Origin of the sequence: Crenobacter intestini (assembly GCF_004919095.1) — a bacterium.
GTDB classification, from domain to species: Bacteria; Pseudomonadota; Gammaproteobacteria; order Burkholderiales; family Chromobacteriaceae; genus Craterilacuibacter; species Craterilacuibacter intestini.
The window spans coordinates 1-13,732 of sequence record NZ_STGJ01000031.1; the positions used below are offsets into that span (position 1 = coordinate 1).

7 protein-coding genes are annotated in these 13,732 nt (G+C 64.6%); 5 read left to right on the plus strand and 2 right to left on the minus strand.

All coding sequences use genetic code 11. The features are described 5' to 3' along the window. The first annotated feature begins 241 nt into the window (after window positions 1-241). Window positions 242-1,822, plus strand: coding sequence for an L-aspartate oxidase (nadB, locus tag E5K04_RS16255; RefSeq protein WP_136555890.1), 1,581 nt, complete (start codon window positions 242-244; stop codon window positions 1,820-1,822). On the opposite strand, the gene E5K04_RS16260 is transcribed toward nadB, so the two are convergent. Further along, window positions 1,819-3,981: a PAS domain-containing sensor histidine kinase gene (locus E5K04_RS16260; RefSeq protein WP_235844411.1), complete on the minus strand. Its 2,163-nt coding sequence runs from the start codon at window positions 3,979-3,981 to the stop codon at window positions 1,819-1,821. The two genes, nadB and E5K04_RS16260, sit on opposite strands and share 4 nt — an antisense overlap. Window positions 3,982-4,171: 190 nt before the next feature. Here E5K04_RS16260 and E5K04_RS16265 point away from each other — a divergent pair, with 190 nt between their 5' ends. The 4 genes from E5K04_RS16265 (at window position 4,172) to E5K04_RS16280 (ending at window position 9,560) form a co-directional block, all read left to right on the plus strand. Next, window positions 4,172-5,170 (plus strand): TRAP transporter substrate-binding protein, encoded by a 999-nt coding sequence (locus E5K04_RS16265; RefSeq protein ID WP_136555892.1) that lies wholly within the window; start codon window positions 4,172-4,174, stop codon window positions 5,168-5,170. 60 nt (window positions 5,171-5,230) lie between these two features. Further along, a complete protein-coding gene (locus E5K04_RS16270) occupies window positions 5,231-5,845 on the plus strand; it encodes a TRAP transporter small permease (protein ID WP_136555893.1) in 615 nt (204 codons plus the stop codon). After that, window positions 5,842-7,125 carry a TRAP transporter large permease gene (locus E5K04_RS16275; protein ID WP_136555894.1) on the plus strand — a complete coding sequence of 428 codons (1,284 nt, stop codon included), beginning with the start codon at window positions 5,842-5,844 and terminating at the stop codon, window positions 7,123-7,125. The genes E5K04_RS16270 and E5K04_RS16275 overlap by 4 nt, the downstream gene beginning before the upstream one ends. Before the next feature lie 152 nt (window positions 7,126-7,277). Then, window positions 7,278-9,560, plus strand: a complete 2,283-nt coding sequence (locus E5K04_RS16280; RefSeq protein WP_136555895.1) for an NADP-dependent malic enzyme — start codon at window positions 7,278-7,280, stop codon at window positions 9,558-9,560. 115 nt (window positions 9,561-9,675) lie between these two features. Here E5K04_RS16280 and E5K04_RS17070 read toward each other — a convergent pair whose 3' ends face one another. Further along, window positions 9,676-13,677 carry a type I secretion C-terminal target domain-containing protein gene (locus E5K04_RS17070; protein ID WP_205700407.1) on the minus strand — a complete coding sequence of 1,334 codons (4,002 nt, stop codon included), beginning with the start codon at window positions 13,675-13,677 and terminating at the stop codon, window positions 9,676-9,678. Between the last annotated feature and the right edge of the window lie 55 nt (window positions 13,678-13,732).

Sequence of the window (13,732 nt, forward strand, 5' to 3'; positions counted from 1 at the left end):
CTTCGCCAAGCACTCACACCTATCGGTTGTTCGTTCTGTTAAAGAGCAGTGCTGACTTCGTTTGCGTCGTCAGCTGAGGAGGCGAACTATACGGATCCACCGAAGCTGCGTCAACCCTGTTTGGCGCATTATTTTCAGAAACCCGCCGGGAGGGGTGCTTTTATGCCTGCCGCCTGAAAAATTGCCGCAAAAATTCTGCTACGCTATCCAGCCCAGCTTCAGACGCGTCACGGACCCCATCATGCTCAACTTCGACGTACTCATTATCGGCAGCGGCCTGGCCGGCATGACGCTTGCGCTGCACCTGGCCGAGCAGCGCAAGGTCTGCGTGGTGACCAAACGCGACCTGCTCGAAGGCAGCTCGACCTACGCGCAAGGCGGCATCGCGGCGGTGCTCGACACCGGCGACTCGGCCGAAGCGCATATCCGCGACACGCTGATCGCCGGCGCCGGCCTGTGTGACGAAGAGGCGACCCGTTTCATCGTCGAGCATTCGAAGGCGGCCATCGACTGGCTGATCGAACTGGGCGTGCCGTTCACGCGCGACGACAGCCACCAGACTGGCTACCACCTGACCCGCGAAGGCGGGCACAGCCACCGCCGCATCATCCACGCGGCCGACGCCACCGGCGCCGCCGTCACCAGCACGCTGGGCCAGAAGCTGCGCGCGCATCCGAACATCACCCTGCTGGAAGAACACATCGCGGTCGACCTGATCACCGCGCGTAAGCTCGGCCTGGCCGGCGAGCGCTGCTACGGCGCCTACGTGCTCGACAAGGCGGGCGACAAGGTGCTGACCGTCGCCGCGCGCGACACCATCATCGCCTCCGGCGGCGCCGGCAAGGTGTACCTCTATACGACCAACCCCGACACCGCGACCGGCGACGGCATCGCAATGGGCTGGCGCGCCGGCTGCCGGGTCGGCAACATGGAATTCATCCAGTTCCACCCGACCTGCCTGTACCACCCGCACAGCAAGTCCTTCCTGATCTCGGAGGCGGTGCGCGGCGAAGGCGGCATCCTGAAGCTGCCGGACGGCACCCGCTTCATGCCCGAGCACGACGAGCGTGCCGAACTCGCGCCGCGCGACGTGGTCGCCCGCGCGATCGACTTCGAGATGAAGAAGCACGGCCTCGACTGCGTCTATCTCGACATCTCGTACAAGCCGGCGTCGTTCGTGCGCGAGCACTTCCCGAACATCTACGCGCACTGCCTGGAGCTGGGCATCGACATCACCCAGCAACCGATCCCGGTGGTACCGGCGGCGCACTACACCTGCGGCGGCCTAGTCACCGACCTGGCCGGACGCACCGACGTGGCCGGGCTGTTCGCGGTCGGCGAAGCGGCGTGCACCGGCCTGCACGGCGCGAACCGGCTGGCCAGCAACTCGCTGCTCGAATGCATGGTGGTCGGCCGCGCCGCCGCCGACGTGATCCTCACCGCGCCAGCCATCGAGCTGCCGGTCATCCCCGACTGGGACGACAGCCAGGTGACCGACCCGGACGAAGAAGTGGTGATTTCGCACAACTGGGACGAACTCAGGCGCGCGATGTGGGACTACGTCGGCATCGTGCGCACCACCAAGCGACTGAAGCGGGCGCTGCACCGCATCGAACTGCTCAAGCTGGAGATCGACGAGTACTACAGCCACTTCCACGTCAGCAACGACCTGATCGAGCTGCGCAACCTGGTACTGACCGCAGAGCTGATCGTGCGCTCGGCGATGGCCCGCCACGAGAGCCGCGGCCTGCACTACAGCCGCGACTACCCGGACACCCTGCCGCGCGCCGAGCCGACCGTGCTCGCGCCCGACGCGCCCTAGGCGGGCACGCCTTCGGCGTCCAGCGGCAGCGTGAACCAGAACACGCAGCCGCCGGACAGCGTACGGGTCACACCGAACTCGCCGCGGTGGAATTCGACGATGGAGCGGCAGATATTTAGGCCGATCCCCATGCCGTCGGCCTTGCTGCTGTAAAACGGCGTAAACAAGTTGGCCCGCGCGCTGTCCGACAGCCCCGGGCCGTTGTCGACCACCTCGACCCGCCAGCTCTCCGCCCCCGCCTCGCTGCGCACGTCGACCCGCGGCCGGGTCACGCCCGCATCCACCTGCGCCTCGATCGCGTTCTTCACCAGGTTGAGCACCACCTGCTCGATCAGCACCGGGTCGGCCTGCAGCCGGCAGGCCCGACCGCGCTGCACCAGCCGCAGCGGCACCCCGTGCTTGTCGGCCAGAGGCTGCACCAGCGAGAGCGCACGCTGCATCAAGGGCAGCGGGTCGACCGGCTCGACCTGCGGCGAGTGCTTCTTCACGAAGGCGCGGATGCTGGCGACGATCTGCGCGGCGCGCTGCGCCTGTTCGCTCAAGCCCTGCAGGGCAGGCAGCACGCCGTCGGGCAGGCTCTCCACCCGCCCCAGCCGCCGCTTCAGCCCGCCGGCGTAGGTGGTGATCGCGGTCAGCGGCTGTCCCAGTTCGTGCGCGAGGCTGGACGCCATCTCGCCCATCGCCACCAGCCGCGTGGTGTCCTGGAAGCGCTGCTCGAGGGTGCGCTCGCGCTCCTCGCGCTGGCGTGCCTCGCTGACGTCGAGCAGCAGGGTCAGCCAGGCCCGCTCGCCGTCGCTCCATTCGATGCGGTTGTGCCGCAATTCGACCACGCGCCCCGAGCCATCCGGCCCGTGGTCGAACGGCACGCCTTCCTCGCCCTCGGCCGGCGGCAAGCCGGGCAGCGGCGCATGAGCAGGCCACAGCCGTCCGAAGGCCGGGTTCTCGTACAGCACCGCGTCCAGCGCATCGGCCGTCACGCAGACGCCGGTCTCCAGGCCGTTGAGCACTGCCAGGAAACGCGCGCGCGACGCGGCGACCGCCAGCCGCTGCCGCTTGAGTTCGGTGATGTCGTACATCGAGGCGATCCAGCCGCGCTGCCCGCCCTGCCCGTCGCCCAGCGGAGTGATATAGACGCGCACCTCGACCTGCGCGCCAGACTGCGCGCGTAGCGTCAGCTCCAGCCCGTGCTCGGGCAAGGCGTCCGCGGAGATCGCCGCCCAGTCGAGCACGCCGCCCGCCTCGACAAAGGGGTACGGCGTCGCCTGCCCGACCAGCGCGGCCGCGTCCTGTCCGACCATCTGGCAGAACGCGCGGTTCACGTAGACGACCACGCCGGCCAGGTCGCACACCAACAGGCCGTTCTTCATGCCGTCTTCCATCGCCTGCCTGAGCGACACCTCGGCGGAGAGCGCGCGCTCGGCGCGCAGCCGCTCGCCGGTGTGCCGGCGGATCCGCCAGAACGCGCCGCCCAGGCCCAGCGTCAGCAGCGCGATCACCGCGAGCAGCACCGGCATCGCCACTCCCATGCCCTGCCGGTAGGCGACCGCGCGCAGCGACAGGCCGAAGCCCGGCGGGTCGAAGCTTAACTGGTGGCTGAAGGTGTCGGCCGGCTCCGCCTGCGTGAACTTGCTGGCCAGCACCCGCCCGCCCACGTCGACCACGCTCAGGTGGTAACGCGACGCCATCCACCACGGCACCTGGCTTTGTAGCAAACGGTCAAGCTGGTAGCTCAGGCGCAGCGCGCCCCCCTTGCCCGCCTGCGGCACTACCAGATCAAAACGGTAGCGGCCATCGGCCCCGATGTAGGGCTGCCCGTAAACGGCATGCCTCAGCCGCTGCACGCGCCATACCGCGTCCCCTGGCCCAACGCCAGGGACGGCCGCGCGAACGCGTTCCGGGCTCAGCAAGGTGATCTCTACGACGCCGGGATGCTCGCGCAAGAACAGGCCCGTGGCCGCCTTCAGGTGCGTAGCCGGCTGCTCGACGTCGGCCAGCGTATCAGCGAGGTTAGTGGCCCACTCGCGCTCGGAATCAAGCGAGACGCGGATCGACTGCTCGAGCCACAACAGGTCCTGGATCAGCACACTGTCCTGCTCGTCGCGCCAGTCGCGCACGATCATCACAGTGATGACGGCGACACACAGTACCAGCGCAGCCATGGTCAGCCCGGCGAACGACCACAGCAGACGGGGCGAACGCGGTCTGGATTTTGTCGAAGGCAAATTCATTTTTCATACGGGAATTCCCCAATGCGGAATTCCCCAATGGATTGATTGGCGACGGCTTCTTACTTTACACGCATAAAGCGGGCACCAAAAACCGCATCCCAAACCCCAACGGAGAAACCTCATGAAGCTCAAACTGACCGCCCTCGCCGTCGCCGCGTCGTTCGCCGCCGGCTCCGCCTTCGCCGCCGGCGAAATCGTCATCAAGTTCAGCCACGTCGTCGCGCAGGACACCCCGAAGGGCAAGGCCGCCGAATTCTTCAAGAAGGCCGCCGAGCAGCGCACCAAGGGCAAGGTCAAGGTCGAGGTGTACCCGAACAGCCAGCTGTACAAGGACAAGGAAGAACTGGAAGCGCTGCAGCTGGGCGCGGTGCAGATGCTGGCCCCCAGCCTGGCCAAATTCGGCCCGCTGGGCGTGAAGGAATTCGAGGTGTTCGACCTGCCGTACATCTTCGACAACTACGACGAACTGCACAAGGTCACCCAAGGCCCGGTCGGCCAACAGCTGCTCACCAAACTCGACAGCAAGGGCATCAAGGGCCTGGCCTTCTGGGACAACGGCTTCAAGCACCTGTCCGCCAACAAGCCGATCAAGCTGCCGACCGACGTCAAGGGCCTGAAGATGCGCATCCAGTCGTCCAAGGTGCTCGACGAGGAAATGCGCTCGATGGGCGCGATGCCGCAGGTGATGGCGTTCTCCGAGGTGTACCAGGCGCTGCAGACCGGCGTGGTCGACGGTACCGAGAACCCGCCGTCCAATATGTACACCCAGAAGATGCACGAAGTGCAGAAGCACCTGACCACCACCGCCCACGGCTACCTGGGCTACGCGGTGATCGTGAACAAGAAGTTCTGGGACGGCCTGCCGGCCGACGTGCGTACCCAGCTTGAAGGTGCGATGAAGGACACCACCGCCTACGCCAACAAGATCGCCAAGCAGGAAAACGACGAAGACCTCAAGCGCATCGCAGCCTCGGGCAAGACCACCGTCTACAACCCGACCCAGGCTGAACGCGCCGCCTTCCGCAAGGCACTCGCCCCGGTACACGCCAAGATGACCGAGCGCATCGGCGCCGACACCGTCAAGGCCGTACAGACCGTCACCGGCTTCAAGGCCAACTAATCCGTCCGTGGGCATGGTCGCCGTCTGGTGCCATGCCCTTGTCGTTTCCGGAGAACATCCATGCTCAAATTCCTCGACCATCTCGAGGAGTGGCTGATCGCGTTCCTGATGGGCGCCGCCACCTTGATCACCTTCGCCGCCGTCGCCCACCGCTACGGGGCCGGCGTCGAAGCCCTGCAGCCCTACCTCGTCCACATCAACATGGCGTGGGCACAAGAGCTGACCATCTATCTGTTCGTGTGGATGGCCAAGTTCGGCGCCGCCTACGGCGTGCGTACCGGCATCCATGTCGGCGTCGACGTGCTGATCAACAAGCTCGGCGACAACAACCGCGGCCGCTTCATCGTGTTCGGCCTGCTCGCCGGCGCGCTGTTCACCGCCGTGGTCGGCACACTGGGCGCGACCTTCGTGTGGGAAATCGCCCACACCGACCAGACTTCGGCCGACCTCGAAGTGCCGATGTGGCTGGTCTACCTGGCCATCCCCTGCGGCTCCTACCTGATGAGCTTCCGCTTCCTGCAGGTGACCTGGAACTTCATCCGCACCGGCGAGTTGCCCAAGCACGACCACAGCCACGTCGAGGGCATGGAAGACGTCGCGCCCGACAGCAACTGGTTCGCGATGGACGACAACCTGCACCCGCACGACATCAAGCACAAGGATGACAACAAATGAGCGCGCTGATCATCTTCGGACTGTTGATCGTCCTGATGCTCACCGGCATGCCGATCTCGATCTCGCTCGGCCTGACGGTACTGACTTTCCTGTTCACCATGACCGAGGTGCCGATCGAGGCGGTCGCCCTCAAGCTGTTCACCGGCATCGAGAAGTTCGAGATCATGGCGATCCCGTTCTTCATCCTGGCCGGTAACTTCCTGACCCACGGTGGTGTCGCCCGCCGCATGATCAACTTCGCCACCAGCATGGTCGGCCACTGGCACGGTGGCCTCGGTCTCGCCGGCGTACTGGCCTGCGCGCTGTTCGCCGCGGTGTCGGGCTCCAGCCCGGCCACCGTGGTCGCCATCGGCTCCATCCTGCTGCCGGCGATGGTCAAGCAGGGGTTCCCGGACCGCTTCGGAGCCGGCGTGATCACAACCAGCGGCGCGCTGGGCATCCTGATTCCACCGTCCATCGTGATGGTGATGTACTCGGTCGCCACCAACACCTCGGTCGGCCAGCTGTTCATGGCCGGCGTGATCCCGGGCCTAATGCTCGCCACCTTCCTCGGCCTGACCACCTGGTACCGTGCTCGCAAGTTCGGCTACCCGCGCCTGCCCAAGGCGACCTTTGCGCAGCGCGTGAAGGCGTTCCGCGAGTCGATGTGGGGCCTGTTCCTGATCGTGGTGGTGATCGGCGGCATCTATAGCGGCATCTTCACCCCGACCGAAGCGGCCGCGATGAGCGCGGTGTACGCCTTCGTCGTCGCCGTGTTCGTCTACAAAGACATGAGCCTCAAGCAGGTGCCCAAGGTGCTGCTGGATTCGGCTTCGATGTCGGCGATGCTGCTCTATATCATCACCAACGCCGTGCTGTTCTCCTTCCTGATGACCAGCGAAGGCATCCCGCAGGCGATGGCCGCGTGGCTGATCGACATGGGCCTGGGCCCGATCGCCTTCCTGCTGGTGGTCAACATCCTGCTGCTGCTGGCGGGCAACGTGATGGAGCCTTCGTCCATCGTGCTGATCCTGGCGCCCATCCTGTTCCCGGTGGCAGTGGCGCTGGGCATCGACCCGGTGCACTTCGGCATCCTGATCGTCGTCAACATGGAAGTCGGCATGTGCCACCCGCCGGTCGGCCTCAACCTGTACGTCGCCTCGGGCATCACCAAGATGGGCATCACCGAGCTGACCATCGCGGTATGGCCGTGGCTGCTGACCATGCTCGCCTTCCTTGCCTTGGTCACCTACGTGCCGGCCATCTCGTTGTGGCTGCCGCGCACGCTGGGCATGATGTAAGCGCCATCAACGTGCACGAAAGCGACGGCCTTGCGCCGTCGCTTTTTTTGTCGGACAAGCCCCGTAGCCGCCCATTTGCTTAAGCCTATATAATCGGCGACGACCGCTGTAAATCCAATCTGCCTAAAGAAGTCCCTCAGGAGCCCCTTCAAATGGATGAGCAATTGCGCCAGAGCGCGCTCGACTTCCACCAGTTTCCCAACCCGGGCAAGATCCAGGTCGCGCCGACCAAGCCGCTGGCCACCCAGCACGACCTCGCGCTGGCCTACTCGCCCGGCGTCGCCGCGCCGTGCATGGCCATCGTCGACGACCCGCTGAACGCGTACAAGTACACCGCGCGCGGCAACCTGGTCGCGGTGATCTCCAACGGCACCGCCGTGCTCGGCCTGGGCAACATCGGCCCGCTGGCCGGCAAGCCGGTGATGGAGGGCAAGGGCGTGTTGTTCAAGAAATTCGCCGGCGTCGACGTGTTCGACATCGAGGTGAACGAGAACGACCCGGACAAGCTGGTCGACATCATCTGCTCGCTGGAGCCGACCTTCGGCGGCATCAACCTCGAAGACATCAAGGCGCCCGAGTGCTTCTACATCGAGAAGAAGTGCCGCGAGCGCATGGGCATCCCGGTGTTCCACGATGACCAGCACGGCACCGCCATCGTCGCCGCCGCCGCCGTCCTCAACTCGCTGCGCCTGATCGGCAAGGACATCGGCAAGGTACGCGTGGTCGCCTCCGGCGCCGGCGCCGCCGCCATCGCCTGCCTCGACCTGCTGGTCGCGCTGGGCGTGAACCGCGCCAACATCACCGTGTGCGACTCTAAAGGCGTGATCTACGTTGGCCGCGACGAGAAGCTCGACGAATCCAAGCAGCGCTACGCGATCGCCGACAACGGCCAGCGCAAGCTGGCCGACGCCATGGTCGGCGCCGACATCTTCATGGGCTTGTCCGGCCCCAGGCTGGTCAGCCAGGACATGGTCAAGAGCATGGCCGCCCACCCGGTCATCCTCGCCATGGCCAACCCGGAGCCGGAAATCCTGCCGCCGCTGGTCAAGGAAGTGCGCCCGGACGCCATCATCGGCACCGGCCGCTCCGACTTCCCGAACCAGGTCAACAACGTCCTGTGCTTCCCGTTCATCTTCAGGGGCGCGCTGGATGTGGGCGCCACCACCATCAACGAAGAGATGAAGCTCGCTTGCGTGCGCGCCATCGCCGACCTCGCGATGGCCGAGCAGAACGAGGTGGTCGCCTCCGCGTACAACAACCAGGAGCTGTCGTTCGGCCCCGAGTACGTGATCCCCAAGCCGTTCGACCCGCGCCTGATCGTCAAGATCGCGCCGGCCGTCGCCAAGGCGGCGATGGACTCCGGCGTCGCCACCCGCCCGATCCAGGACATGGACGCCTACGTCGACCACCTCGCGCAGTTCGTCTACAAGACCAACCTGTTCATGAAGCCGGTGTTCAGCCAGGCCAAGAAGGAACAGAAGCGCGTGGTGCTGGCCGAGGGTGAGGACGAGCGCGTGCTGCACGCGACGCAGGAGATCGTCTCGCAGAAGCTGGCGTTCCCGGTGCTGATCGGCCGCCCGTCGGTGATCGAGAAGCGCATCGAGAAGCTCGGCCTGAAGATCCAGGCCGGCGTCGACTTCGAACTGGTCAACAACGAGAACGACCCGCGCTTCGCCGAATACTGGAAAGACTACTACGCGCTGATGAAGCGCCGCGGCGTCAGCCAGGAACAGGCCAAGCGCCGCGTGATCGGCAACACCACGCTGATCGGCGCGCTGATGGTCAAGCGCGGCGAGGCCGACGCGCTGATCTGCGGCACCTACGGCGGCTACAAGCAGCACTTCGGCATCGTCGAGGACGTGCTCGGCTACGGCCGTGAAGACCAGGTCGCCTGCGCGATGAACGCGCTGATCCTGCCCACCGGCAACATCTTCATCGCCGACACCTACGTCAACGAAAACCCGGACGCCGAGGAGCTGGCCGCCATCACCGAGATGGCCGCCGAGGCCGTCAAGCGCTTCGGCATCGCGCCCAAGGTCGCGCTGCTGTCCAACTCCAGCTTCGGCGCGCTGAACAACCCGGCCGCCAGCAAGATGCGCGACGCGCTCGAACTGGTGCAGGCGCGCCACCCCGCGCTGGAGATCGACGGCGAGATGCAGGGCGACGCCGCGCTGATCGAGGCGATCCGCGCGCAAGCCATGCCGGACAGCCCGCTCAAGGGGGCGGCCAACCTGCTGATCATGCCGAACGTCGAAGCCGCCAACATCAGCTACAACCTCCTGCGCGTGTCCGCCTCCGACGGCGTGACCATCGGCCCGATCCTGATGGGCATGGCCAAGCCGGTGCACATCCTCACCCCGATCTCGTCGGTACGCCGCATCGTCAACATGGTGGCGCTCGCCGCCGTCGACGCGCAGACCGCCGCGCAAGGCTAAACCGCCGGGTTCAGCAGTAAAGCAAACGGGAGGCCGCAGCCTCCCGTTTTTTGCGCCTGCGCTTGTACTTGACCTTGCTCCTTGCCCCGGCCGCTGGCGGCCGGGGCGGGTGGGCTTAGTCGTTGTTCAGGCGGCTGCTGTCGAGCAGCTTCTGCAGGATCGCGGCATCCGACTGCGCCACCCCCAACTGGTCGGCCAGGTTGGTGTTCTCCAGCACGATCCGCTGGGTCACCGAACCTTGCGCACCCTCGTGGCGGACGTCGATCACCGTATTGCTGCCCTCCATGCGGAAGTCGAGATAGGCATCGAGGCTGGCGGCGTTACGGCTGTCGCCTTGCAGCAGGTCACGCAGGTCCAGCTTGTCGGTGCTGCCGAAGTCCTTGATCACGTCGACCGCCGGAGTGGTCGAAGTTCCCTGGTCGCCCAATACCCACTTGAAGGTATCAGTACCCCACTGTGCCTTGTCCGCCTCGACGCCGTTGCCCCCGAACAGGGTATCGTTGCCGGCCCCGCCTTGGATCAGGTCGTCCCCCAGGTCGCCGTATAAGGTATCGTGGCCAGTTCCACCATACAGCTTGTCGTTGCCGGCGCCACCGACCAGCAGGTCGTTGCCGCCCTGACCGTACAGCACGTCGTTGCCGGCGCCACCGTACAGCTTGTCGTCACCGCCGCGCAGGTCGCCCTGCACGTCGAACTCGGCATGATGCAGCCGGACATACTCGTTCAGCTCGACCGCACTCGGCGCCACACCGTTCTTCAGCGTCAGGAACTGCACCAGACCGTCCAGCCCCTTGCCGGCCACCCAGTCTGCCGGCTTGGCCGGGTTGCCAGCCGTACCCCACGGCAGCTTGTCGGTGTTGATGGTGTCCCCGAACAGGATGTCGCTGCCCTCGCCGCCGTTGAGCGTGTCCTTGCCGACCGCCGCCGGCGAGTACTCGGTCGACCCGCCGACCAGTACCGCCTTGAGCTGGTCCGCCGTGGTGATGATCTCGGGCTGGCCGATCGGCGGGTAGGTCACCTTGCTCAGATCGTCGATCCGCAGCGAGGCAGAATAACCAGCATCATCCTCATTCACGGTGAATACATAGCGGTAATCCCCCGCCGTCAACGCACCGCTGTCGATGGTTCCGAACTTGGTCACCGCGGCACCCACGTTCTCCCAGGCAGTGCCGTTCCAGCGTTGCAGTTGCACCGAGAAACTGTCTCCGGAACCGAAATCGCCACCCTTGCTCAGGTCGAAGCGCAGGCCTGCCCCCGCCGCCACGGTCAGCTTTTCGCTGGCAAATACCGACGCGCCATTTCCACCCTTATCCGTCAGCGTCAGGTCGCCGCCGGTGATGTCGACCGAGCCCGTGCCATCGCCGCTCTTGGTCCAGCTAGCCTCACGCCACGGACCGCTGTCGTCGGCAAACGCATTCAGCGCCTGCGTATTTCCATAGGCGTTGCCCGCACCGACAACCTTGGTATTGTCGAAATACGCCAGGTTCCCCTGCGTCACGCCATTGCCGATGCCGATCGCCTTGACCTCGCTTAGTCCGGACAGCTTCGCAAAGTCATCAATCGCATTTTTCATCGCGTCCGATTCCGATGCCGAAGAATCGCCATTATGCGCAGTCGGGTCGCCGTCAGTCAGGAAGTAGCTGAGGTTCTCGAACTTCAGCCCCGTGCCACTGCCCGGCTGGCTGTTGAACCACTCGGTTGCCTTGATAAAGGCACCCTCGTAGTTGGTATTTCCTCCGGCAGATAGCGCACTGATCGCCTTGACCAATGTTGCCACATTAGAAGAATTCAAATTGTTGAGCACCAACGGCGTAGCATCGGCGGAAGTGGCAAACCCGATCAACGTCACGTTGACCACCCCGTCGTGGTCGGCCAGTTGCTTCGCCAGATCGGTCAGCGCTGCCTTGAGCAGCGCCATCCGGGTTTGGCTGCTGCCCTCCCATGTCTCGCCCATACTGCCAGAGCGGTCCACGATCAACGCGACGTTGTAGTTCTTACCCGGCACATAACCGCTCTGCACCCCGCCGACATCGCCCAGCAGCACATCGTCGCCACGGCCGCCAACCACCTCGTTGTCACCGTTCGGTTTGTCCGGCTTGGCCATGAAACCGGTGTCCGCTTCGGTAAACTTCACCTCACCGGCAATCGGCTGGCCGTTCATGTCGTACTCCTGCGAGCCGGCCGTCACCGTCACCTTGAGGTTCTGGCAACCGGTCGGCAACTCCACCTGCAGCGACAGCTTGCCGTTCGCGTCCAGCATGCTCGCCGGCACCTTCCAGCTGCCGTCGGCCTGCAGGCTGCCGCCGGACACCACAGCCCCTTGCGGCAAGCCGGTAATGCTCAGATCGGTGAAGCGCTCGCTGCCGTCGGTATCGATCAGGTCGACATCAACCTTCAAGGTCGCCAGATCCGCCACCTTAGTCAGCTTGCCGCCTTCAAACTGGTACTTACCGTCCTGCAGGTACAGCGTCTCCACGCTGTAGAAGTCGTGGTTGGTCAGCGCCCCGCTGACCGGGTCCTTGTAGACCAGCCGGTAGTCGCAAGTATTCGGCAAGCCGGTCGTGACAAGCTGCAGCCCGCTCATCGAGCCCGGCATGTACGCCACATCCTGCCCGACACCACCGTAATAGGAGGTGGACGCCTTCAGGCTTTGCGCAATCAGCGTGTCGTTGCCCGCGTCGCCCTGCAGCTTGACCGAGGACGCCGCATTCTTGCCGCCGATCAGGATGTCGTCCCCGTCCCCACCGATCAGATGGTCATTGACGTTGGCACCGCCAATCAGAATGTCATTGCCAGCTCCGCCATCTGCCTGGAAATCGGTGCCACTGCCGTACTTGATGGTGTCTTTGCCGCCACCGCCTAGGACCCAGTTGCCATTGCTGGAAACCAGATAATCATCGCCAGTGGTCGGCGATGGAGACGGCGTCTTGCCAGCCAGGCCGGACTCAATCTGATCTACCTTCAGCTCGCCCGGCACAAACCCGCCACTCACCAGCTCAACCTTCAGCGTCACGCCGTCGGCCACCGGCTTGACGTCAACCACAAAGGTCGCATTGGTGCTCAGGTTTACCCCGTCGCTCACCTGATAACCGAACGACGCATAATCCCCCAGCTTGTTGCCGTCCGCCCCAGTGTTTGTACCGCTACCCGCCAACCCGCTCGCCTCGTGCAGATCAGGCTTGAACTGCAGCTTACCGGCGATGATATCGGCCTGAGTGATGGTCAGCCCGGCATCCAGCTGTGCCTGTGTCACGACTGTGCCATTGAACAGCAACTGCCCGTCCGCCGGCAGCGAGGTGATCTTGATCGACAGCGACGAGCTGGCATCTACATCGCTCGCATTGAACTGGCTCCACTGCAACACAAACGCCGCATCTTCACTACCCGTAGCGTAACCGCCGGAGGTGGTGGGGGCTTCGTTGACGTTGGTTTCGTTCAGCGTGATCGTCGCCTCGGTCTTGTTGCCGGCCGCGTCACTCACCACCACCACGTAGTTGCCGCTGTTCGGGCCCTGCTCGAAGTCGTTGACCCCGGCCTTGACCCCATCGACGGTCAGGCTGATCTCACCCTTGCCGTTGATCTGGTAGTAACCATCCTTGCTGATGTGCGTGCCCGAATCCTTGAACACGATGCCGGTCACACCCTTGTCGTCCGCCGCGCCGATTTTTCCCAGCACCGCACCCGCAGTCTGGTTCTCGGCGTAGCTGATGGTGGTGTTGGCAACGGTCGGGAGCGGATCCAGCGTGGCAGAGTCCTCACTCAACGCCATATTTCCCGCCTTGTCGGTCTGGGTTGCGCTGACCGTGAGTGTGCTACCCTCGGCAGGCTTCCCTTCGGTAAAGGTGATGACCCCACCTTCGTACTTGTAACCGACATCCAGCACCTGCCCGGACTCGTTACTGAACTGAGCCTTGCCCCCAACCATCTCGACAGTGATGATCCGTGTCGGCGGATTTCCCCCCTGACCTATCGTCAAGACAATCCGGCCACCTTCCTGCAAAGCGGCGTGATCAGCAGCAACGCGAACCTGCACGCCATCACCGGCAACCTCCATATTGCTCAGCAACTGGTCGTTGTTTGTATCGTCTACGATGGTGACGTTGATGGATGGCGCCACGGCGTCGACGGTGTAGCCTTCGCTGTCTTCCTTGGTCGTGCTGTTGCCCGCCGCG